Genomic DNA, 23444 nt, shown 5'->3' with positions numbered 1-23444 from the left:
AACATCGCCCGCCGGCAACCAGACGGGCGAGCCGATCGAAATGGCGATCGACATCCTGGGCCGCCTCGTCGCCTTCGAGTCCGTCACCTCTGTCTCGAACCGCGAAGCGATCGCCTATATCGCCGATCATTTTGATCGACTCGGCGCCTCGGTGCGGCGGCTACCGAGCCGTGGGGCGGACAAGGAGAACCTGTGGGTCACGTTCGGGGAGGCCGCTGCAGAAGGGGTCGTCCTGTCCGGCCATATCGATGTCGTGCCGGTGACCGGCCAGGACTGGACGCGGCCGCCATTCACTTTAACGCGTGAGGCGGGTCGGCTTTACGGTCGCGGCACAACCGACATGAAGGGTTTTATCGCTTGTGTCATGGCGGCGGCTTCGCGGATCGATCCCACGACACTTTCGCGACCCATTCACGTCGCGATCACCTTCGATGAGGAGGTGGGCTGCATCGGCGCGCGAGAACTCGTCGACTTCATGGAGGACGAGACATTTCGGCCGGGCGTTATTGTCGTCGGTGAGCCGACAGGTATGGCGGTTGTTGACCGTCACAAAGGGTCGGTCGGCTTCACGACGGAAGTCGTCGGTCGATCGTCACATTCGTCGCAGGTCCATCTCGGCTTCAACGCGATCGAACTCGCGGCCGAACTGGTCGGGTTCCTTGTCAAGCTCGGCATCGACCAGAAGCTAGGAGCGCCGGACCCTCATTTCCCTTATCCGTTTCCTTCAATCAACGTAGGGACCATCCACGGCGGCCAGGTCCGCAATATCGTCGCCCCGACCTGCGCATTCGACTGGGAAATCCGGCCCGTGCTGCCGTCGCAGCTCACGGCAATTCGCCATGCCTTTGACGTCCATGTCGAAGACCGTATCGCGAGTCTGCGGCGCGACGGCGGCTTCGTTCCCACCATCGAGACGCGGTGTATCTACGATACACCGCCCCTCGTGGCCGATCCTCAATCAGAAGCGGCGGGGCTCGCGTTGAAACTTCTTGAGCGCAACGCGACCATGGCGGTGTCCTACGGCACTGAGGCAGGCATCTATCAGGAGGCCGGACATGCAGTTGCGGTCTGCGGTCCCGGGGACATCCAGCAGGCCCATACGCCGGACGAGTGGATCGCAATCGACCAGTTGGAAGACTGCATGATCTTCCTGCGCCGCCTGATCGAATACTGCGCCCGCGGATAGGATAACGACAAGGAGCCGGCATGCGCGTCGCGCCGAACATCTATCTAGTCGCCTCCGGAGTTCAGGGATGCTCCTTGACCGGTGACCTTGATTGCAATTGCTGGCTAGTCGACGCCGGGCAGGATCTGGTCCTCTTCGACACGGGCGCCGGCTTGGACGTGGACCGCATTTTCGCAGTATTGCGCGAAGACGGGCTCTCCCCAGACAGGCTGACGCATGTCTTCCTTACCCATGCCCACGCTGACCATTCGGGCGGCGCCGCCGAAATCAAGCAAAGGACTGGGTGCAAACTGCTTTGCAGCGCGCCGACGGTGGAACTTCTCGGCAAGGGCGAAGACGCCTTCAGTCTCGCAGCAGCCCGAAAAGCTGGGGTGTACCCACCGGACTATGTCTACCGGCGGCCCGCGCCGGACATTGCCTTGTCGTCCAACCAGACGACAAACATCGGCAATTGCCGGATCACCGCAATCCCGACGCCGGGCCATAGCCTCGACCATACCGCCTTCTTGGTCGAGCAGCCGGACCGCGCAGCACTGGTGACCGGTGACGCGATGATGCACTCCGGGCGGATCATCTATCAGGCCACCTACGATTTTGATGTCGGTCATTCCGCCGAAAGCATTCGGCGCTTGGCGACCTTCAACTTCGATTTGCTGCTCCCTGGTCACGGCTTGTTCGTGCGGACCGATGGACGCCGCCACGTCGAGGCGGCCATCACGCATATGAGTCAGCTCAAGACGCCGCGCGCCGTCGACTTCATTCCGCTCTAACCGAGGACCGATTCCATGCCGAAATTCCAAGACAAGGTCGTGGTCGTCACCGGTGGCGCGAGCGGCATCGGTGCGGCTGTGGCGAACGCTTTTGCTAGCGAGGGTGCGCACGTGGCTGTCTTGGATATCAAGGCGCCACATGGCGAGCAGCCCTTCGGGATGATCCGCCGCTATCATTGTGACGTAGGGGACGAGGGCGCGGTCGAGGCCGCGTTCGATAGGGTCACGGCCGATTGCGGAGCCATAGAGATCCTTGTTCATTGCGCAGCGGTACTCGGTTTGAGTGGTCCGTTCCATGAGCTCACGCTAGAGGTCTGGAAGCGCTACATCGACACTAACCTGACCGGCGCTTTCCTCGCCTCCCGCGCCGCAGCCTCCCGCATGGTGGCGACCGGAACGCGCGGTCGCGTGATCCTGGTTGGTTCGGTCAATTCTTTCGCGTCTGAGCGGTTCGCCGCACCCTATGCCAGTAGCAAGGGCGGGATCCGGATGCTGACGCGGTCGGCCTCGATCGACCTCGCCCGCTACGGCATCACAGTCAACATGATCGCGCCTGGACCGATCGCTACGCCGGCGACGCAGGAGCGTTTCGATACGCCTGAGGTCCGGCAGACGATCGAACGTGTCGTGCCTGCGGGCGCTCCTGGCAAACCTGCTGACATCGCTGCGGCGGCCCTGTTTCTGGCGTCACCGGACAGCGGCTTCGTCACTGGGACGGATCTCGTGGTCGATGGCGGCATGCTAGCGCAGATTTTGAGCTGAGCCGTCGCTATTACGTCGTTCATTCTTCCGAACGCAACCTCCAAAAAGGGCAAGGCAATGCAGGACGGGCAACATTTCGACGTGATCATCGTGGGCGCGGGTGGGGCCGGCGCCGTTTTGGCCGCCCGCCTGAGCGAGAGCGGCCGGCGCAACATCCTGCTGCTGGACGCCGGGCCGGACTACCGCAGCGCCGAGCAGCCGGATGAAATGGCAAGCCCAAACCCGTTCAACCTGCTTTTGCCGGCCAATTTCCAGCGACGCTACATGTTCGACGACCTGATGGCGCGCCGCACGCACTGTCAGGAGCCCCGTCTTTATTGGCGCGGCAAAGGCGTGGGCGGCAGCACCGCTGTCAACGGCCAGCTCGCGATTCGGGGAGTGTTGGAATCTTTCGACGAATGGACATCATATGGCGCATCTGGTTGGTCGAGCCAAGAGGTGCTGCCCTATTTCGCGGCGCTCGAAGACGACCTGATGTTCGGCAACCAGCCTGGGCATGGCTCGGGCGGTCCGATCCCAATCTATCGGGCGCCGCTGTCAGACTGGGGCCCGGTCGATCTCGCACTACGCGAGGTAGCTTTGGCCGAAGGCTACCCGTGGCGCGACGACCTCAATGCGCCCGACGCCGCGGGGGTATGTACCTTCGCTATGAACAGCCGCGGCGGCCGGCGTGTCTCCAACAACGACGCCTACCTCGAAGGCGCGCGCGGTCGGCGCAACCTGACCATCTTGGGAGATGCGCTGGTCGATCGCCTTTCGTTTGACGGAACGCGCTGTACTGGCGTCGCAGTTGTTCTTCCTGCCGGCCCGCAGTCATTCCAAGCCGACGAGGTTATCCTATCGGCGGGCGCCATCCATTCGCCGGCGATATTGCAGCGCTCGGGCATCGGGCCCGCTACCTGGCTATCAAAACTCGGAATTCCTGTGCGGGCTGACCTTCCGGTGGGGCAGGGGTTCTTCGATCATCCTTTTGTCCGCCTGGAGCTCAAGCTGAAGCCCGACCTGCGGGCGAGCGATCCCAATGCCCGGCACATCAACTGCTGCGTCAAATACAGCTCGGGATTTCCCGGCGCCGCGTTCAACGACATGTTCTTGGTTGCGGTGAATCACGGTGGAGTCGGCGTTGCCCAGGACATGGCGCAGTTCGGGGAAGCTGGCCTTCATGTCATGCTCTACGAATGCCGCAGTCGCGGAACAGTGCAGATCACGGGGACCGACCCCTCTCGCCATCCCGATATCGATGAGAACATGCTGGGGGACGCCCTCGATCTCGCCCGCATGCGGGACGGCGCGCGCCGGATTGCAAGTTTCGGTCAGCAGCCGCCCTTCCAGCATATCTGCACCGACATCCAAGTCGGAAATACTGGACGGCCCCTATCCGATCTCGTGGCCGCGACGGACAGCGACATCGATGCGTGGCTTCTCACCGACTGCAACGACGGCCAGCATGGCGCCGGCGGGTGTTGCATCGGACCCAAGGGAACGACCTTCGCTGTAGTAGACCCCGAATGCCGCGTGCATGGGTTTGACGGTCTGCGCGTGATCGATGCGTCCATCATGCCGCGGGATTGTCGCGCGAATACCGCCCTAACTACGATCATGATCGGCGAAAAGATGGCCGCACAACTTCGCTGAGCGCTCGCAACCACGTAGCACGATGCCCATGCCCTCCGCCCTGTTCCTCGACGACACTTCTTAACCTTTGCCTATCCGCGCCGCTCGCGCCGATGCTGCGCGATCCCAGTCGACGACGATGCGCTTTGGTCCAGATTGCGCACGCCGACCATGCTCGCTTGACTGCGAGCCGCACATCGGGGCTAGATTTGTCGACCGCGCCGTCGGGCGGCGTCACGTTGCGCGGCGCCTATTTTGCTCTTCAGGCGCATCGGGCGCCGGCGTATTCTGGATTGCGCGGCCGTCCAACCGGGATCGTTTCATGCACGCGCTCAATTTCAACGTCGCCTACCCCTCTGCGCGCTCGCCGGTGTTCGGACGTGATGCGATCGCAACCTCCCATCCGCTCGCATCTCAGGCTGGGATGGCGATGCTAATGCGCGGCGGCAATGCCGTGGACGCTGCAATCGCCGCCGCGATGGCGCTGACAGTCGTGGAGCCCACGGGCTGCGGCATCGGCAGCGACGCCTTCGCGATCGTGTGGGATGGCTCTGAACTTCACGGCTTGAATTCCTCCGGCCGTTCGCCGGCCGCCTGGACGCCCGCCCGCTTCCTCGGGCGCGACGCGATGCCTGCCCTGGGTTGGGAGGCGGTGACCGTTCCCGGCGCTGTCGCCGGTTGGGCGGCGCTCGCGCGTCGTTTCGGACGCTTGCCGTTGACGGAAATCGCCGCGCCGGCGATCCGTTATGCGCGCGAGGGCTTCGCCGTCACGCCGATCATCGCAATGCTATGGGCGCGCGCCGCGGAGACGTTGAGCGGCCAGCCCGGATTTGCCGAATGTTTCCTTCCTCACGGCCGCGCGCCGCGCGCCGGCGAGATCTTCCGCTCCGAAGGGCACGCCCGCACGCTGGAAAGTATTGCTGAATCTGCGGGAGAATCCTTTTATCGCGGCGAACTGGCGCGCGCGATCGTCGCTAATGCCCAAAGGTTAGGCGGCGCCATGACGTTGGAGGATCTGGCCACGCACAGCGCCGATTGGGTCGGCACGTTGTCGCGCGCCTTTTCCGGAGCTGTGGTGCATGAACTGCCGCCGAACGGACAGGGCGTCGGCACGCTGATCGGGCTCGGAATATTGGAGGCGATTGGCTTTGGCGCGCATGGCGTCGACGACCCGGCGACGGTTCACCTGGCCATCGAAGCGACGAAGCTGGCGATGGTCGATCTTGACGAATATCTTGGAGACCCGAAGGCGATGAAAATTGCTGCGTCACGCTTGCTCGACGATGCCTATCTCGCCCAACGCGCTGCGCTGATCGATCCCGCCCGCGCCGGCGACCCCGGCCATGGAACGCCAGCGCGCGGCGGCACGGTCTGCCTGTCGGCAGCCGATCGCGACGGCATGATGATTTCGTTCATTCAGTCCAACTATATGGGCTTTGGTTCGGGAGTCGTGATTCCCGGCGCCGGAATCAGCCTGCAGAACCGAGGCGCCGGTTTCAATCTACGGCCTGGGCACGCTAACGAGGTCGGGCCGCGCAAGCGTCCGTTTCACACGATCATTCCAGGTTTCATCATGAACCCAGACGGGACCCCCCTGATGGCTTTCGGCCTCATGGGCGGACCGATGCAGGCGCAAGGGCATCTGCAACTCGCTCTTCGTATTCTTGCGTATCGGCAAAACCCACAGGCTGCGGCCGACGCGCCCCGCTGGCGCGTCCTTGCCGGCCGTCGCGTCGCGGTGGAGCCGGGAATGAACCCGCACCTGATCGAGGCGCTTAAAGCGCTTGGCCATGAAATCACCGTCGAACGGCCGGAAGCGCTATTCGCGTTCGGCGGCGCCCAGATCGTGATGCGTAACGCGGACGGCTACGTGTGCGGTTCCGATCCGCGCAAGGATGGGCAGGCCCTTGCTTGGTAGCATGGGTTAGAACAGCAAGCCCCGTTTCAGCATGCCGTGAACGCCTTTCTCGCCGTTCACGGTCTGCGTGACGCGAAAGTCCACAGCCAGCGAACAGAGTTGATAGGCGTCCTGGCGCGACAGGGTTGTTCGGCTGCAAATGAAGCGGATCATCTCTCGCAAGGCCTGCTTCATCGCCTGATCCAGGTCGCTATGCATGCCCATGGAAATGAAGTGGCTTGGCGTCTCCGCGCGCGGATAAAGCATTGGCTCCGCCCCGTCGGCGCGGCGGTGCAAGATGAGCGTAAACGTGCCGGTCAAACACATTTCCAACGCATTGATGCAGACTTCGCCGTCGCCTTGAACGCCGTGGCCGTCGCCCGCCGAAAACAGAGCGCCGGCGGCCCAGACGGGGAGAAACAGAGTGGTTCCCGCGACCAGTTCCTTGTTGTCGATGTTGCCCGCATGCTCGCGCGGTTCGATCGTCGAAATGCGGCCATAGGCGGGGGGCGGCGCCACACCCATCACACCGAAGAACGGTGCAAGCTTCAGCTCCAACCCGTGGGCAAGACGCCCCACGCCCCGCGCACAGTCCACCGCTATATGGGTGAGATATTTCTCGGGAAAGTCTTCGGGCAGCGTGCCGCCTAATGGACGGAAGCCGCAAAAGCCCCAGTCCGCGCCATATTCAATCGCGTCGATGCGCACTTCGAGCGTATCGCCTGGCGCCGCTCCCGCGATCGCAATGGGACCGGTGATGATGTGGCCGGGATGTCTGACCGGCGCCGCGTCATTGATCGCGCGCAGCGCGGGCCCCACGACGAAACCGGAGCTCGCTGGCGGATAAGTGCTCGCGTCGCCCGACACGCATACGAGAACGACGGTGTCGCCGGACGCCACGGTGAGAATCGGCGGGATGGCAGCGTCAAACACCCCGATCCTTACATTTTCCGGAGAGGCTTGAATCTTATGCAGGGCCATTTGAATCCTGTGACGGACGGCGTCGATTTCAAAATCGTCTCGGCGCGCGAAGCGCAACATTTAAGCCAAAACGCACGCGACAATGAGAAAAAAACCGCCAGTTGCTAAGATCGCGGGTTGCGATTTCTTGCGTCGACCCGGCGGCTCGCCACTCTCAGAAAATTGGTAGCAAACGACATGCCACGCGCGGTGGCATTCTCAGCTTCGTTGCCGCGAGATAAATTTTCAAGCGCCCCTTCGGCGCGCCATGCGCTCACGGTCTTATGAACGTAACCAATTCTATATTGGTATCCTTATCGGCCGCCGAATTCAGGAATGTCATAAGCTCCTGTTGATCAAGCGAGATCGCCCAAACATGGCACGTAATTTTGAACGCTCGGGGCGTAAGGAGAGTTCGTCTCGTGATGATTTAATTCTAGTAGTCTGTATAATATTTGATATTTAGGGGACCAATATGGCAATGGTCTCCTAAAGATGGCACACGCTTTGCTTGACCAAAAACATTCGGCCGCGGTCCGGCGTCGCGCCGGAATCCTGCGAACAAATGTTGAGTGAGAGCTGCTTTGGTTGATCGTTCTCTGAGCATTGAGGCTATCGCAGCGGCCGAGGACGCCTTGGGTGTACGTTACTCCGAGACAGAACGCGCCGCCATGGTCGACAATCTCGCCGGGCAGATCGATCTCGCCGTGCGACGGCGCGAAACGCCGCTACCTTATGATCTTGCGCCGGCAACCCGGTTTGATCCTCGACTGCTCGGCTGGACGGCGCCGTCTTCAACGTCAATTCGCGCCACTGCGATCGATCCTGGACCGTTGCCCGATAAGGCCGAGGACATCGCCTTTGCGCCGGTGACCAAATTGGCGGGGTGGATCGCAGCGCGGGCGATCAGTTGCGAGCGTCTGGCCAGTCTTTATCTCGATCGCATTGAACGTCTCGCGCCACGGTTGGAATGCATTGCCGCCGTCACCGCCGATCTCGCGATGTCGCAGGCGCGCCGGGCGGATGCGTTGCTCTCCGCCGGAACTTATTTGGGACCGCTGCACGGCATTCCCTGGGGCTGTAAGGATCTCCTCGATACAAGAGGGATCGTCACCGGATGGGGCGCGGAGCCGTTCTCCGAGCGGGTGCCCACAACGGACGCCACGGTGGTCCGCCGCCTGACCGAAGCAGGGGCCGTGCTCGTCGCCAAGACCACGCTTGGCGCTCTCGCTTATGGCGACATCTGGTACGGCGGCGTCACCCGCAATCCGTGGAATCTCGCTGAAGGCTCAAGCGGCTCCAGCGCAGGCTCCGGTTCCGCCACTGCAGCCGGACTGGTTGGATTCAGCCTCGGCACGGAAACGCTGGGGTCTATCGTGGCGCCGTCTCTCCGCTGCGGCGTGACGGGGTTACGGCCGACCTTCGGCCGGGTGCCGCGGACCGGCGCCATGCCTCTTTGCTGGACGCTCGACAAGATCGGCCCGATGTGCAGGAGCGTCGCCGACACCGCGCTGGTGCTCGCCGCGATTAATGGCGGCGACGTCGCCGACCCCTGCAGCATCGATGCGCCGTTCGGCTATGACGCGTCGGCGCCGATCGCCGGATTGCGCCTTGGCTACTATCCCACCGATTTCGACGGCGAGGGCGTCAATGCGCTGGACCGCGCGATGCTCGACGAGGCGCGCGCGCTCGGATTGACGTTGGTCGAGCTGACGCGTCCCGACCTGCCTTACGATTCGTTGATGAATACACTGTTTGCCGAGGCCGCCGCTTCGTTCGAACGACTGACGCTGGACGATCTGGACGATCGACTGACCTGGCAGGAACCAGGGGCGTGGCCGAACACTTTCCGCAAGGCGCGATTTTTGTCGGCCGTGGACCATATCCAGCTCGACCGGCTCCGCCGCCGCATCATGCAAGACATGGATGCGACGTTCCACAGCGTCGACGCGATCATCGGGCCATGTCTTGCGGGACCCATGCTGATCATCACGAATTTTACCGGTCATCCCTGCCTGGCGATGCGCAGCGGATTCCGCAAGTCGCCGACACGTCAGCGCCTTTCTCTGGCCAAGGCGCGCTTGGACCAAGGCGTCGATGGCGAGGGCGAGGAGTTTCTCGTTCCCCACGCGATCAGCCTCTACGGCCGGCTTTTCGACGAGGGCGTTCTCATCCGCATCGGCGCGGCGCTGGAGGCGCGTCTTGGCGTCGCCGCGCGCCGGCCGCCGCTGGATGCTTGAAAGTTCGTAGTCCCGATAGCTTTGTTTGGAGGTTTTGCGATGTACAATGCCAAGCTGACACGCCGCACCTTGCTCGCTGGAGCCGCCGCCATTTCGACGGTCGGTCTTCCGCGGTTTTCGCTGGCGGACACGCCTACGGATGTTCTGATCGTCGGCCACGTCGCCGAATTGCAGACGCTCGATCCCGCGCAGGCCGTGACGATCAGCGACTTCCGGATATTGTGCAACATTTACGACAGCCTGCTGCATTACAAGGACGGCAGTCTCGATGTAGAGCCCGGGCTTGCGGAATCCTGGGTAATCTCTCCCGACGGCAAAACTTACACTTTCAATCTACGCAAGGGCGTCAAATTTCACGACGGAACCGATTTCAACGCCGACGCTGTAAAATTCAACTTCGATCGGGTGCTCGACGCGAGCCATCCGTTCCACGACACCGGGCCATTCCCGTTTGTGTTCACGCTCGGTCCGATCGAACGGACCGAGGTTGTTGGACCTTATCAAGTTATTCTTCACTTGAAGGAGCCTTACGCCCCCGCTCTGTCGATGCTCGCCGGCGCGATCGGCGGCTTGGCCGGGATTTCGCCGGCGGCGGTCAAGACGTACGGCAAGGATTTCGCCCGCCACGGCGGCGGAACGGGACCGTTCAAATTCGTCGAATGGGTCAGCGGCCAGCGTTTCGTTCTGGAGGCCAACAAGTCCTACTGGCGCGGCGCCCCGGCGCTTTCTGGTCTGGTGTTCCGGCCGATTGTCGACGAGAACGCGCGCGTCAGCGAGATGCTATCGGGAGGGACGGATGTCACCATCGAGGTGCCCCCCGATAATATCGCGACCTTCACGGCTTCGAAAGCGTTCACTTACTATCAGCAGCCAGGACCGCATCTCTGGTATCTTGTGCTGAACACCAAAACCAAGCCGTTCGACGACAAACGCGTGCGCCAGGCGATCAACTACGCGATCAACAAAGAAGCGATGGTCAAGGACGTGCTCAAAGATACGGCGACTGTCGCCAGCAGCGTGACGCCGCCCGCGTTCATCTGGGCCTATGACAATGCGTTGAAACCCTATCCCTATGATCCCGCTAAGGCCAAGCAATTGCTGGCCGAAGCAGGCTACGGCAACGGCGTCGATGTGACTTTCTACGTGACCGAAAGCGGATCGGGCATGCTTTCGCCGGTGCTGATGGGGACGGCGATCCAGGCGGATCTCGAGGCCGTCGGCATCCGCGCCAAGATCGAAACCTATGAGTGGAACACCTTCCTTGGCAAGATTATCCCGAGCCTGCCGCCGACGGTCGCGGTGGCGGAACTGTCGTTCATGACCCAGGATCCGGATATGCATCCGGCATTGGCTCTGCGCACCGGCGGCGCCGTCAATTCTGGCGGCTTCTCCAATCCGAAGGTGGACGCGCTGATCGACCAGGGCCGCGCCGAGACCGATCCCGCTAAGCGCGCCGTGATCTATAAGCAGCTTCAGGATATCGTCTATGATGAAGCGCCGTGGGTGTTTGTCGCAAACTGGAAACAGAACGCCGTATCTTCGGCGCGCGTGAAAGGATTCGAACTGCATCCCTCGTTCACGACCCGCTTCTATGGCGCGAGCAAGGTCTAGACAGAGCCAAGGAATGCCTGGTCTGATTTTCCGACGGCTGCTTATGGTTGTCCCCGTTCTGCTCGGGGTCAGCGTGATCGTGTTTCTTGTGATCTCGCTGATCCCCGGCGACCCGGCTCGCGCCATTCTTGGAACTTTCGCGACGCCTGAAAACATCGCCGACGTTACGCGTCAGCTCGGGCTCGATCAGCCGCTCCCGATACAATATGTCGTCTGGGTCAGCCATCTCCTGCACGGCGATCTCGGACGATCCTATATCCTTCACAAACCCGTGATGGACGAGATCATGGCGCGCCTGTTTCCCACCCTGCTTCTTGCCGGAGCCGCTCTTGTGATGGCGAGCGCCGGCGGCATTCTGCTGGGGATTGTCGCCGCCGTGCGTCAGAATGAATGGCCGGACAAACTGATCACTATTTCGGTTCTGATTGGAATCTCCACGCCATCCTTCTGGCTTGGCATGCTGCTGATCCTGTGGTTCGGCGTCCGCCTTGCTTGGCTTCCGGTCGGCGGCATGTCCGAGATGTTCGGCGGCGGCGGGATCGGCGATATCGCGCGCCATCTGCTTCTACCGGCGACGACATTGGCGGCGGTGGCGGGCGCCGTGCTGGTCCGGTTGACCCGTGGCGCTATGCTTGAAGTGTTGCGGCAAGACTATGTCCGCACCGCACGCGCGAAGGGATTGACGGAATCGCGTGTCATATTCGTGCACGCTTTCCGCAACGCGCTCGTCGGCATCATTCCGGTGATCGGTCTGCAAGCCGGCTTCGTGCTGGGCGGAGCGGTTTATGTCGAAACGGTGTTTCAATGGCCAGGCATCGGCCGGATGCTGGTAAGCGCTATCTCCACCCGTGACATCCTGCTGGTTCAGGGTGGCGTGCTCATCGTGGCCGCCGCTTATGTGCTCATCAACTTGTTGACCGACTTGGCTCAGAGCTTGATCGATCCGCGGATACGCGCGTCGTGAGCGCACCCGCGTTAAACGCCACGATGCCCGCGCGTTTGTCGTACCCGCGCGACCGACCATCCGCTTTCGCGCGCCTGACTCAAAATCGGATGGCGAGTTTCGGCTTGTTGCTGCTCAGTTTGATCGTAGTCGTGGTTGTCGCGGCGCCAATCCTGCCATTGGCGCCGCCGCATGTGGCGAATGTCGCGCAGCGGTTGCGTCCGCCACTAACGCCCGGCCACTTCCTCGGCACTGACCAGGTCGGACGCGACATTCTTTCGCGTCTGATCTGGGGTACGCGGCTCAGCCTCGCGGTGGGCGTGTTCGCGGCGCTGATCGCAAGCTTGATCGGTTCGGCGATCGGATTGCTGGCGGCGTTTCGGGGCGGCTGGATCGACACGCTGCTGATGCGTGGGATCGATATGCTGATGGCCTTCCCGTATCTGCTGCTGGCGCTCGCCATCGTCGCGGCGCTTGGCCCTGGGTTGGTGAATGCGATGATCGCAATCACCATCGTCAACGTCCCGTTTTTCGCACGCGGCGTGCGTGGCGCGGCGCTGTCGATCGTGCGTACCGACTTCATGGCGGCCGCTCGGCTTTCCGGCCTTTCGGATGCGCGCATCGTCTTTTGGGAATTGCTTCCCAACGTGATGCCCGGCATCGTCATCGGCCTGTCGACGACGATCGGCTGGATGATTCTGGAGACGGCCGGTCTCAGCTTCCTCGGGCTTGGCGCGCAGCCGCCGCAGGCCGATCTCGGCGGCATGCTTGGCGAGGGTCGCAATCTTCTGCAGGTCGCGCCGCATGTCGCCACGATTCCCGGCCTCGTCATCTTGCTGCTGGCGATCGGCATCAATCTCATTGGCGATGGTCTGCGCGATGTCTTGGACCCTAAGTTGAAGTCTGGAGGCCTTGCCCGCACTCACGCTCGCACCGACGCCGTCTCGTTGGAGGAGCGAAGCAAGGGCTTGCCGCTTCCGGGCGCCGCGGCCCGCTTGCCGCTGGCCATTCGCGGCCTGCGCACGCATTTCCGAATCGGCCGGGCAATTTACGCGGCGGTCGATGGGGTGGACATGGCGATCGCGCCCGGCGAGTCGGTCGGCATCGTCGGCGAATCCGGTTCTGGCAAGACGGTCACCGCCCTGTCGATACTGGGTCTTGTCGCGACGCCGCCGGGGCGAATCGTCGGCGGTGAGATTCTTCACTACGGCGAGGAACTGGCGAGCGCGACGCTGTCGCGCCTTCAGGAGATCCGCGGCCGACGCATCGCTTACGTGTTCCAGGACCCGCAGAGCACGCTCAATCCTCTGATTCGAATAGGCGAGCAGATCGCCGAAAGCATCCGCCGACACCAGGGAAAGAGCGCCGCCGAGGCAATGCGATTGGCGGTCGCCTTGTTGGAGTCGGTACATATTCCTGACCCCGAGCATAAGGCCAACGCCTACCCCCATGAACTGTCCGGCGGCCAGCGGCAACGCGTCGGCATCGCCATCGCGCTCGCCAACGATCCCGAACTGATCATCGCCGACGAGCCGACGACGGCGCTGGACGTTACGACCCAGGCGCAGGTGTTGAAACTCCTCAATGAGCTTCGACGGGAGCGAGGCGCCGCGCTGCTTTTCATCAGCCACGATTTCGGCGTCATCGCGGCCGTTTGCGATCGCGTCCACGTGATGTATGGCGGCCGCGTTGTCGAAAGCGGCCCGGTCGCCGAGGTGCTGGAGCGACCGCGCCATCCCTATACGCAACGCCTCCTCGCATGCGTGCCGGAACTGGGCCGCCGGGGCCGGCAGGTGACGCCCATCCCTGGCTTGCCCCCTTCGACGGATGCGCTGCCGCCTGGTTGCGCTTTCGCCCCGCGCTGTCATCGCGCGGCGCCCCGTTGTAGCATTGGAGAGATTACGCTCGATGCCGTGGAGTCTGACCATTACGCTCGGTGTATTCGGGTGAACGACGCATGACCGATATTATTCTGCGTGCGGATGCTGTGGTGCGGGAGTTTCCTCGAGGCCGGAGGCTGTTTGGACCGCGCTCGCCAGCGTTGCGTGCGGTAGACGGTGTGTCGCTCGCTATCAACCGCGGCCAGACGATTGGAATCGTAGGTGAATCCGGCTGCGGAAAATCGACGCTGGCGCGGATGATGGTCGGTCTGCTGGAACCGAGCGCTGGTCGGTTGGAGATCGACGGGCAGTCCATTCCAGCCCTCGCCAGACACGACAGGCGCTCCTTGCATCGGCGTGTGCAGATGGTGTTTCAGGATCCGCTCGGCTCACTTAACCCACGTAAGACGGTGCGCGAGATCCTCGCGGCGCCGCTTCGCGCGTTGCATGGGATGGATCGGACCGCCTGCAATAAGCGCGTCGCAGAACTCATGGATCTCGTGAGCCTGCGCGCCGACTTCGCCGACCGTTATCCGCATGAGTTTTCGGGCGGCCAGTCGCAACGCATCGGCATCGCCCGCGCGCTTGCGGCGCAGGCGGAGGTCATTGTGTTGGACGAGCCGGTTTCCGCTCTCGACGTGTCGGTCCAAGCTCAGGTGCTCATATTGCTTGCCGAGCTGCAGACGCGGCTCGGGTTGACTTACATATTTATCTCGCATGACCTTGCGGTGGTCGAGACCATCGCGCACGAAGTCGCGGTCATGAACCACGGCCAGATTGTCGAGCAGGCGCCCGCCGAACGCATTTTCGCCGATCCTCAACACGAATATACGCGTCTATTGCTGGCGTCAGCGCTCCGCGCGGCGCCCAGATCGTCAGGTTGAGACGAGGAACAAAACGCGGCCACGCCGATCAGGATTCTGGCGAAAGGGAGGGTTCAGGCGCCGTGGCGCGCCTGCCGAGCAGAACCTGCTGGAGATTGGATTGCAGCGTCAGCAAATGATGTCGCATCGTCCGTTCTGCCTCGGCGCCGTCGTGCTGCCCGATCGCGTCGACAATCGCAGCATGCTGCATCTGCGTAGTCTTGAGACGATCGGTGTTGCGCGCCAGAGCGCGGGGCCGCTGCCACGACGGCGAAGAGCGAATGTGGTCGATGATATCGAATATCGTCAGTAATAACCGATTGCCGGCTGTCTCCGCGATCAGGCGATGGAACGCGCCGTCCCAGCGCTCGATCGAATCGTGGTCCTCGCTGGCGCCGAGCCGCCGCAAGATGAGCCGCATCGACGACAGGACTTCAGGGGAAGCTTTTGCGGCGGCGAGCCTCGCCAATCCCGGCTCGATCTCCAGCCGCGCCTCCATGACTTCCAAAGGGCTCGTGCGGTCCGCTATCGTCGCGACGAGATGCGGCCGGATGTCGGGCCGCTGCCCGGCGAAAGTGCCTCTGCCCTGATGTCGCCACAGCCGCCCCTCCGCCTCCAGCACCTCCAGCGCCACTCGGACGGCGCGTCGACCCGCGCCAGTCTTTTCGACGAGATCGCGTTCTGAGGGCAGGCGCCATTCCGGCTGCTCCAGATTGGCGTCGAGCAACGCGCGGATATGTGCAAGCGCGAGACCGGAACGCGATGGGCGGATAGGGGTCATTGGCAGAAGACTTTCAGAAGCATGCAAATCGAAACGTGGAACCTTCATCAAGGCAATTGGGGTTGGGCAGCGAGTTATCTAAGCCGACAATTTCAAAAAGGGGCAATCCACGAAAGGCGAGCTTGCTGCACGGAGGCGTCGGAAGACGCGTTTGAGCGTTGACACGACTTATCCAAACAATCCAATAGACCTGCCCCGCTACCCAAATCTCGGCGCAAATCCACGCGCACTCCATCCCGATGGTAGTCGAGCCGCCGACCCTGGACCGGATTTGCAACGTGATCGGGATGGGAACCCAACACACTTGGCACGAAGGCTCGGATAGGCGAGACCATCGGAGCCGCAAGCCCACAGACGCGCGCTGAGGGTATGGCTTTCCGCATAGTCGTCCCGATGGCGGAGATCAGGAGCGGTCAGGCGGTTGGGACTGCAATATCCTCGAACAGGTCGATCGGGGGAAAGATGCTGAGGATAATCCGGACCGCGCTCTGCCATTTCATCTCGGCAAAGGGGATGGCGGCGATGTCTATCGCCAACCGCCCCGCTCGCCATCCAGATATTGGCGAATCCGCATGAGGTCGGTCAGCTCTCGATCTTCATCGGCTTCGAGCCCTCGTTCAAGACCGCAACGCGGTTCAGAGGCTTTTCTCGACCAGTTTCGGCACGATCCGATGGTGGGTCGCCTGCTCGTAAGCATAGGCGAGGCCGAGAAGCGGCGCTTCGCTCCACATCGGGCCCACGAAGATGAGGCTAAACGGGGATCGGTTGCGGAACTGCCCAGCCGGGACGGTCACGCCGGGAAGACCCGCGATGTTGATTTCGGAGACTGTCGTGGCCGGATAGGTCGCGGCGTCGAAGACGCCGGGCAATTCGGCGAACGATTGAGGAAAGGCGAGCGCGTCGAGGCGATGCTGCGCCATCACCGCGTTGAATATCTTGAGATGGCGCTCCCGCAAGGCGAGAAACGCGCTGAGATCGGGCGGCGCCGTTGGGTCTTCGAGCGATTTCCGCAAAACGGGCAGCGTCTTGACGTGCGTGCCGAGAATGCCCTCGGACGCAAAGGGATCTTCCGGGACGAGCGCTCTCAACGCGGCGAAGGAATGGGCGGCGGCGGAAGGGCCGAGCCTGTGCAGGTAATTCTCCATGTCATAAGCGATCGACTCAAGGCCCCGATCGTCGAATTCGCCTCCCTGCGCAAGATCGGCGAAATCTGTCCCCGCAAACGGGTCATCGACGAGGATAGCCCCTTGCGCCTTCAATTCGGCGAGTGCAGCGTCATACAAGGCTTGCGCCTCAGCGGAGAGGGGCTGCTTGCGCCAGCCGAGGCCATAGAGACCCAACCGCGCGCCTTTGAGCGCGTCGGTGCGGAGCGCGCTGGTATAGCCGCCCGCTGGAATCATCCCGATTGACGCAACGGTCTTGGGATCCTCGACCGTGTAGCCGGCAAGCGCGTCGAGCAGGATCGCCGTATCCGTCGCGGTGCGGCCATGGGGGCCGACGACGTCGCGGGTCGATCCTGCGAGCGGCGCAACGCCGGTGTTCGGAACCAAACCGAAGGTCGGCTTGACGCTGACGAGGCTCTGCGCGGCGGCGGGATTCTGGATGGAGCCGCCCGTCTCTTCGGCAAGCCCTACGACCGCAAAACTCGCCGCCACCGCCGTAGCGGTGCCGCTGGAACTCGCGCCGGGCGCGATTGCGCGGTCGACGGCGTTGAAGGTGGGGCCGTCCCAGCTCGTATTGGCGCGCGCGCCGTCGTGACTGAAAGCCGGAATGTTGGTTTTGCCGAGGATGATCGCGCCGGCGGCGCGCAGCCGGGCGACGACAGGCGCATCGCGCTCCGGGATCAGGTCGACGCCGCCCGCGGCGCTGGCGAGCGGCGCCCAGCCGACGGTCGACGGAAGCCCAGCAAAATCCATCGCCTCTTTGACGACGACCGGCACGCCGGCCAGAGGCCCCAGCGCCTCGCCTGCGGTCCGGCGTGCGTCGATCGCCTTGGCGTCAGCGAGGGCTGCCGGATTCATCGAAGTGAAGGCGTTGTAGGAGGGCTCGTATTTCTCGATCCGTGCGAGATGAAGGCGCGTCAATTCTTCGGAGGTGAAGCGGCCCTCGGCAAAGCCCTTCTGGACATCCGCAATCGTGAGTTCGACGATATCCTTGAAGAGCTTGGATGAAGCGTTCATCGGAGGGCCTCGGCTGGAGGAGTTCGGTTCATGGACGCGCGGCGTCGGCGAACATTGCGTGACGCGCGTCCGGCATCTCAATCGACATCGACAATCAAGCGGCCGCCCTGGTCGCGCCGGAGCTCCCGATCAACCCCAACAGATGCTTGGTGTCCATCACGTCGGCGAAGATGGCGGACATGCTGATCAGAGTCGCATTGTGCTCTTCGTCGCTCAAGGTGGCGTTGCCGTCGCTGACGAAAATAATGTTGTAGCCCATCTGCAGCGCATCGCGCGCCGTGCTCTCGCAACAGCAATTCGTCAAAGTGCCCGTGATAATGAGTGTGTCGACGCCGCGCGCCTTCAACGTCTCGTCCAAGTCGCAGGTGCCTGGAATAAAAGCCGAGAAGCGCGTCTTGTCGACGATCAGGTCGCCGCCTTCCACCTCAAGTTCCGGCGCCAACTGCCAGTAATCGGCGCCGCGGGCGAAAGCTTTCGTCATGACGTCGCTATGAGACCGGCTCATATAATTGTTGAACCAGACATTCCAGGGCATTTTTTCCAGGCCGTCGTAGGTATAGCGAAGAAAAACATTCAAGCCGCCGGCCGCGCGTACGGCGCTCGCAATGCCGTTGACTTCACCAAAAATCTCGCGGGTCATCGGAACTTCGACGGGCGCGCCCTCGGCCACGAAGCCGACCTGCAAATCAACGATGATATGTGCGACTTTGCTCATGTCGAGGGTCTCGAAAATGTGTTCCCTGCCGTCGCGCATCCGTCGGCCCCGCGCGACGACATGTTCGGGAATGGAGATCTTGTGCATCGCAGTTCCTTGTCCTGGTGGAGAGGGCGACGAGGGCCGCCGCGACCAAACGTCGGGAAATGAAGACGGCGCATCGCGCGCCACACCAGACATTCAAATCCGAAAATATATCGAAATCAACCTTTTTGTGTGCAGGCGCTTTTTAGTGTGCGGCGGTCACTCCGGAATACATCTCTCGTTTGACAGGCCCGGCCCGCCGATGCGAGGTTTACCAATCTGATGAGATCATTCCTTGCATATGCAATTGTTTGTGGCTGCTCGGCCGATAGGGCCGAGGGAGCACGCCATGCGAAAGCCCCGCAAGACGTCGCCCGTCGCGCAGAAGAGGTGAAGTCATGAAAGTTGGCTTGCTGCATGCTCGAAACGGCGTCGCCGGCATCTGGGGCCCATCGATGGACGCCGCGGCGACTCTTGGCGCCGCCGAGATCAACGCCAGCGGCGGCATTTTAGGCGAGGAGATCGAACTTGTTTTCGGTGATTGCGGTTTCACCGTCAACGAGGCGATCGGCGCCGTCGATACGCTGATCGACATCGAGGGCGCGGACGTCATCATCGGCGGCCACCCGAGCAATTTCCGCGATGCGGTGAGTCAACGCATCGCGGGCAAGGCGCCCTATATCTACACCCCACAATATGAGGGGACCGCCTGCGGTCCGTCGACCGTTGCAATCGGCAGCACGGATCAGGAGTTGATGGGCCCCGCGCTCCATTGGCTGCGCGATCGGAAGCGCGCGGAGCGCTTCTTTTTTGTCGGTAATGATTACGTCTGGCCGCGGATGGCCTTGGCGACGACGCAGCGGCTCGCGCGCGAGCAGGGCGGACGACTGGTCGGCCACGCCTTTCTCCCGAACCGGGTCGTCGAGGATGACGACGTGTTGAAGCGGATCGCCCGGAGCGGGGCGCAGGTCGTGATCCAAGCGCTGGTCGGGCAATGCGCCATCGAATTCAATCGTGCGTTTGCCGCCGCGGGCCTCGACGAGAAGATGCTGCGCTTTGGGCTGATCGTCGACGAGACCGTGCTTTGCGGCATCGGAGCGGAGGCCTCCACGAATCTGTTCACCGCCGCGCATTATTTCGCGGCCCGGCACTCCCGCTCCAATGATTGCTTTCTTGAGCGCTATCATGACGCCTTCGGCGAATGGGCGCCGCCGGTCTCCGCCGCCAGCGTCTATTATTATGAGGGGTTGCACGTGTTCGCGGGAATGGCGCGGGATCTGGGCACCCGGAAGGCCGAGGATCTGGCGCGCTATTTGAACAATCCGATCTCTCGTTCGGCCGCCCGCAACATGCTGGGGGATATGCCGGTCGGCCAATCGCCCTGCGTCTATCTGGGGAAGGCGGATGGAGTCACGCTCAAAGTAATCGCCGAATTGGGTGCCTGATTGCTTGAAAACGATACATTGTCATCCACAGACAATTATGCTAGTTGTCGCGGTTAATTGTAGGCGGACAGACAGACAGATTCGGAACGGGCGTGTCGTGTCGATCCTGACGTAGCAGAGCCCCATTTCGATGTCTGATTTTCTCAATAATTTTGAAGAAATAAGAAACGGCGAAAAAAGATAGGGGGAGGCTATGGCTGCAGTGCGCATGAAGGACCAGTTGGCCTATTTGATCGCCAGCCTCAACCGCCAGTTCGAGGCCGACCTCACCGAACGGTTGCGGCCCGGCGGCGTTCCGATCGAGTATTTCCGCATTCTCGAAGTTCTTGACGCACGCGAACCGCGCGCCATGGGGGAGATCGCCGCCGAGGCCCTGATCGAGGTTCCGACTCTGACCAAGATCATCGACCGAATGACGACGGAGGGGCTGGTCTATCGCGCTCCAGACCCGAATGACCGCCGCCGCGTGTTCATCCTCACGACACGAGACGGCAAGGCCCTCTTCAAGCGTCTGCGCGGCGTGTCGAGCGCGCAAGAGCGTCGCATCGTCGAAGTGCTGGAATCGGACAAGGCGGCGGAATTGAAGAGCATGCTGCGCGAGCTCCTGCAATAGGGCGGAGTGTTGCGCAGACGGGGGCGAAACGCCGCTCCCCGGGCGCGTTTCGCCATATGAATTGAGCCCTCCACGATCAAGGCTGATTGGGCCGCGGCAAGTTCGCGCGCGCCGTCAGTCTTAGCCCTCAGTACCCCGGCGGGCGTCGCGTATGCCAATCCGTCGCCTGCTGGTAGGCATGGGCCACGCGCAAGAGCAGCGCCTCCGATCCATGCGCGCCGGCGAGTTGGAAGGCGACGGGACGACCGTCGTCGGTAAAGCCGCAGGGCAGCGTGACAGTGGGGATTCCCGTCGCGTTGAACGGCGAGGTGAATTTACCGATGATGTTGAAGTCTTCCGCGACGGCTTCGCGGACCTCCGTCCATGTCGGGGTGCCCTTGCGGAATACGGGCATGACGAAAACGTCGATATCATCGAACATACGTGTGACGGCGCCTCGGAATTTATAGCGTTCGATGATGCCCTTGCCGAGCTCGACGGCGCTGACCGATCGGCCGGCTTCAAGACCGCTCTTGATCCAGGTTCCATATTTTTCGGCTTGTGACGGATAGGTTTTTTCATGGATGGCCGCCATTTCCGCCATGGTCATGGGCATCGTGTATTGCAGGAGGGCGTCGACCGAAGGGAATTTGACGTGTTGGGTAAGCGCGCCAATATCCGCCAACACCGCAACGGCGTCCTTGATCAGCCCGATGGTGACAGCGTCCGCATCGGCGGCGGCGTAATTCCAGTCCAGCCCGATCGACACGCCGCGCGCGCCTGAGACGCCATCGAGCGCGGCGAGATAATCGGGAACGGGCATCGACAGGGAGGTCGAATCGTTCGGGTCCCATCCCGCCAGGCATTGCAGCATGGCCGCCGCGTCGCCTGCGGACCGGGCCATTGGGCCCAGATGGTCGAAGGTGGCGGCAAGATCGAAGATGCCGTAGCGGCTGATCCGGCCCCAGGTCGGCTTCACGCCGGTAAGCCCGTTGCAGGCCGAGGGAAAGCGGATCGAGCCGCCGGTGTCTGAGCCGATCGTCGCATAGGCCATACCCGCAGCCGCCGCGACGCCGGAGCCAGACGAAGACACGCCGGTCCAGAGATCCTTCTTCCAGGGATTGACCGGCTCTGGCAGGTCGGGGTGATGTTCCAGCGTCGCGCCCTCGGTCATGTGGAGTTTGCCGAGCAGAACCGCTCCGGCCTGGGCTAGTTTGGTCACCACCGTGGCGTCATGCGTCGGCACGAAATCGGCATAGATCGTCATGCCGCCTGTCGTCTTGACGCCCTTGGTGAAGCAGAGGTCCTTGACCGCGATCGGGATGCCGTGCATCGGCCCGCGATACATGCCCTTTGCGATTTCGGCTTCGGCCTTCTTGGCTTGCTTGAGCGCGAGATCGGCCGTCACGGTCGTATAGCTCTTGAGGCCGGGATCGAGGGCTTCGATCCGCGCCAGGATGGCCTTGGTGAGCTCCACCGGCGAAATATCGCCCGCTTCGATATGCTTCGCCACCGTTGTCAACGGCTGATAGTGGATGTCGTTCAGGGACATGGATTTATGCTCCGCGGGTCGGGGGTCAAAAATCTGTGGGGCGCCGGGTGTGCCAGTCGGTGGCCTGCTGATAAGCGTGGCCTGCCTTCAGCAACGCGGCTTCCGAAAGATGCGGGCCAATCAATTGCACGCCGATGGGCATGCCGACGCGCGCAACGCCGCACGGCAGGGTGAGGCTCGGGCTGCCGCTGACATTGAACGGAGAGGTATAGCCGAGAAAGCGCGGCAGGTCGGACAAAAGCGCTTCCATTTCGTCGTAGCGTGCGCCCACCATCGGATAGACTGGAGAGATCAAGGCGTCGACATCGGCGAACAACCGCGCCATTTCGCCCTTGAATCGGTCGCGCGCGATATAGGCTTTGGCCAGCGCGATTGGGTCGGCGGCGAGGCCCCGCTCCATCGCGGCCGCAAGCTGTGGACCGAATTTAGCTTTGTCGGCCTGATAGACCGGTTTGTGAAACCGGGCGCTCTCCGTGTCGGTTATGATGAGTTGGGCGGCGACGGCGTCGGTGCGGTCCGGCACGGTCACCGGCACGATCGTCGCGCCGAGATCGTGGAAGACTGCGATCGCGTCGCGGATGGCGGCGATCGTCTCCGAATCGACGCCTGTCTCGACATAGGCGGCGTCGACGCCGAGCCGGAACCCTCGCGCGCCCAGCACGCCGTCGAGGCCAGCCAGATAGGCCGGGACCGGCGCGGAAAGGCTGGTGGGATCGAGGGGGTCGGCCCCGGCCATGACGTCGAACATCGCCGCGGCGTCCGCCGCGCTTCGCGCCATCGGGCCGATTGTGTCGAGAGAATCGGCGAGCGGAAAGACGCCCGCGCGGCTTGTGCGGCCCCAAGTCGGCTTCAAGCCCGTGACGCCGTTGGCCGCAGAGGGAAAACGAATCGAGCCGCCCGTATCCGTGCCAAGGCTTGCGAAACAGAGCCCGGCCGCTGTCGCCGCTCCCGAACCCGACGAGGAGCCGCCTGGCCAATAGGCCTTGTTCCACGGGTTCAGGCAGCGCCCAAGGTCCGGGTGATGCTCGCCGAAAGCGCCTTCGTGCAGATGGAGGCGGCCGAGGATCACGGCGCCCGCCATGCGCAGGCGATGAACGAGGGTGGCGTCTTTCTCGGCGACGAAATCCTTGTAGGCGATCGAGCCGAAGGTCGAGGGCGTTCCGTTGGTGTGGAAGATATCCTTGATCGCGATCGGCACGCCATGCAGCGGCCCGCGATAGCGCCCGGACCGGATCTCCGCCCGCGCCGCCTCCGCTTCGGCCAATGCGCGGTCGGCGGTCACAGCGAGATAGGCGTTGAGCGCGGGATTCACCTCAGCGATGCGCTTGAGCATCCGTTCGGTGAGCGCGACCGGCGACAGATCGAGCGCGGCGATCAGAGCCGCAATGTCGAGCAGAGAAGCATAGTGCGGCGCGGCGTCCATCGATTT

The 23444-nt window shown here is 62.6% G+C and carries 18 protein-coding genes; 12 read left to right on the top strand and 6 right to left on the bottom strand.

Features of this window, described 5'->3' with window-relative positions; genetic code table 11:
- The first annotated feature begins 40 nt into the window (after nucleotides 1–40).
- From argE to GSQ90_RS31525, 5 genes are all read left to right on the top strand, one after another.
- Nucleotides 41–1186, top strand: coding sequence for an acetylornithine deacetylase (argE, locus tag GSQ90_RS31545; protein ID WP_158818947.1), 1146 nt, complete (start codon nucleotides 41–43; stop codon nucleotides 1184–1186).
- Nucleotides 1187–1206: 20 nt separating this feature from the next.
- Entirely contained in the window at nucleotides 1207–1956 is a 750-nt protein-coding gene (locus tag GSQ90_RS31540) for an MBL fold metallo-hydrolase (protein ID WP_158818946.1), read from the top strand.
- Nucleotides 1957–1971: 15 nt separating this feature from the next.
- Complete coding sequence (locus GSQ90_RS31535) at nucleotides 1972–2718, top strand: SDR family NAD(P)-dependent oxidoreductase (protein ID WP_158818945.1); 747 nt, start codon at nucleotides 1972–1974, stop codon at nucleotides 2716–2718.
- A 57-nt stretch (nucleotides 2719–2775) separates the two neighbouring features.
- Nucleotides 2776–4353 (top strand): GMC family oxidoreductase, encoded by a 1578-nt coding sequence (locus GSQ90_RS31530; RefSeq protein ID WP_158818944.1) that lies wholly within the window; start codon nucleotides 2776–2778, stop codon nucleotides 4351–4353.
- Between the two features lie 301 nt (nucleotides 4354–4654).
- Nucleotides 4655–6250 (top strand): gamma-glutamyltransferase family protein, encoded by a 1596-nt coding sequence (locus tag GSQ90_RS31525; RefSeq protein WP_158818943.1) that lies wholly within the window; start codon nucleotides 4655–4657, stop codon nucleotides 6248–6250.
- Nucleotides 6251–6256: 6 nt separating this feature from the next.
- Here the strand turns inward: GSQ90_RS31525 and GSQ90_RS31520 are convergent, their stop codons facing one another.
- Nucleotides 6257–7210 (bottom strand): acetamidase/formamidase family protein, encoded by a 954-nt coding sequence (locus GSQ90_RS31520; protein ID WP_158818942.1) that lies wholly within the window; start codon nucleotides 7208–7210, stop codon nucleotides 6257–6259.
- Between the two features lie 563 nt (nucleotides 7211–7773).
- Here GSQ90_RS31520 and GSQ90_RS31515 point away from each other — a divergent pair.
- The 5 genes from GSQ90_RS31515 to GSQ90_RS31495 all read left to right on the top strand — a co-directional run bounded on the left by GSQ90_RS31515 (nucleotide 7774) and on the right by GSQ90_RS31495 (nucleotide 14747).
- The gene (locus GSQ90_RS31515; protein WP_210255029.1) at nucleotides 7774–9429 is read left to right on the top strand and encodes an amidase; all 1656 of its coding nucleotides are present in this window, start codon (nucleotides 7774–7776) and stop codon (nucleotides 9427–9429) included.
- 39 nt (nucleotides 9430–9468) lie between these two features.
- On the top strand, nucleotides 9469–11040 hold the full coding sequence (locus tag GSQ90_RS31510; protein ID WP_158818941.1) for an ABC transporter substrate-binding protein: 1572 nt from the start codon (nucleotides 9469–9471) through the stop codon (nucleotides 11038–11040).
- Nucleotides 11041–11053: 13 nt separating this feature from the next.
- On the top strand, nucleotides 11054–12004 hold the full coding sequence (locus tag GSQ90_RS31505) for an ABC transporter permease (RefSeq protein WP_158818940.1): 951 nt from the start codon (nucleotides 11054–11056) through the stop codon (nucleotides 12002–12004).
- Nucleotides 12005–12093: 89 nt separating this feature from the next.
- Nucleotides 12094–13944 carry a dipeptide/oligopeptide/nickel ABC transporter permease/ATP-binding protein gene (locus GSQ90_RS31500; RefSeq protein WP_246731863.1) on the top strand — a complete coding sequence of 617 codons (1851 nt, stop codon included), beginning with the start codon at nucleotides 12094–12096 and terminating at the stop codon, nucleotides 13942–13944.
- Nucleotides 13941–14747, top strand: a complete 807-nt coding sequence (locus GSQ90_RS31495; RefSeq protein WP_158818939.1) for an ATP-binding cassette domain-containing protein — start codon at nucleotides 13941–13943, stop codon at nucleotides 14745–14747. Before GSQ90_RS31500 ends, GSQ90_RS31495 begins: the two co-directional genes overlap by 4 nt.
- A gap of 28 nt (nucleotides 14748–14775) precedes the next feature.
- Here GSQ90_RS31495 and GSQ90_RS31490 read toward each other — a convergent pair whose 3' ends face one another.
- The 3 genes from GSQ90_RS31490 to GSQ90_RS31480 all read right to left on the bottom strand — a co-directional run bounded on the left by GSQ90_RS31490 (nucleotide 14776) and on the right by GSQ90_RS31480 (nucleotide 18489).
- Complete coding sequence (locus GSQ90_RS31490; protein WP_158818938.1) at nucleotides 14776–15507, bottom strand: FadR/GntR family transcriptional regulator; 732 nt, start codon at nucleotides 15505–15507, stop codon at nucleotides 14776–14778.
- Between the two features lie 635 nt (nucleotides 15508–16142).
- Complete coding sequence (locus GSQ90_RS31485) at nucleotides 16143–17687, bottom strand: amidase (protein ID WP_158818937.1); 1545 nt, start codon at nucleotides 17685–17687, stop codon at nucleotides 16143–16145.
- 94 nt (nucleotides 17688–17781) lie between these two features.
- Nucleotides 17782–18489 carry a cysteine hydrolase family protein gene (locus GSQ90_RS31480; RefSeq protein ID WP_158818936.1) on the bottom strand — a complete coding sequence of 236 codons (708 nt, stop codon included), beginning with the start codon at nucleotides 18487–18489 and terminating at the stop codon, nucleotides 17782–17784.
- Nucleotides 18490–18824: 335 nt separating this feature from the next.
- On the opposite strand from GSQ90_RS31480, the gene GSQ90_RS31475 reads away from it, so the two are divergent.
- Together GSQ90_RS31475 and GSQ90_RS31470 are read left to right on the top strand one after the other, a co-directional pair.
- Nucleotides 18825–19871: a substrate-binding domain-containing protein gene (locus GSQ90_RS31475; RefSeq protein ID WP_158818935.1), complete on the top strand. Its 1047-nt coding sequence runs from the start codon at nucleotides 18825–18827 to the stop codon at nucleotides 19869–19871.
- Between the two features lie 193 nt (nucleotides 19872–20064).
- Nucleotides 20065–20484, top strand: coding sequence for a MarR family winged helix-turn-helix transcriptional regulator (locus tag GSQ90_RS31470; RefSeq protein WP_246731862.1), 420 nt, complete (start codon nucleotides 20065–20067; stop codon nucleotides 20482–20484).
- Nucleotides 20485–20611: 127 nt separating this feature from the next.
- On the opposite strand, the gene GSQ90_RS31465 is transcribed toward GSQ90_RS31470, so the two are convergent.
- Nucleotides 20612–22015, bottom strand: coding sequence for an amidase (locus tag GSQ90_RS31465; protein WP_158818934.1), 1404 nt, complete (start codon nucleotides 22013–22015; stop codon nucleotides 20612–20614).
- Between the two features lie 25 nt (nucleotides 22016–22040).
- Nucleotides 22041–23438 carry an amidase gene (locus GSQ90_RS31460; RefSeq protein WP_158818933.1) on the bottom strand — a complete coding sequence of 466 codons (1398 nt, stop codon included), beginning with the start codon at nucleotides 23436–23438 and terminating at the stop codon, nucleotides 22041–22043.
- Nucleotides 23439–23444: the final 6 nt, after the last annotated feature.

Origin of the sequence: Methylocapsa sp. S129, assembly GCF_009765995.1 — a bacterium.
Classification (GTDB): domain Bacteria; phylum Pseudomonadota; class Alphaproteobacteria; order Rhizobiales; family Beijerinckiaceae; genus Roseiarcus.
This window is presented reverse-complemented; position numbering and strand designations above follow the sequence as displayed.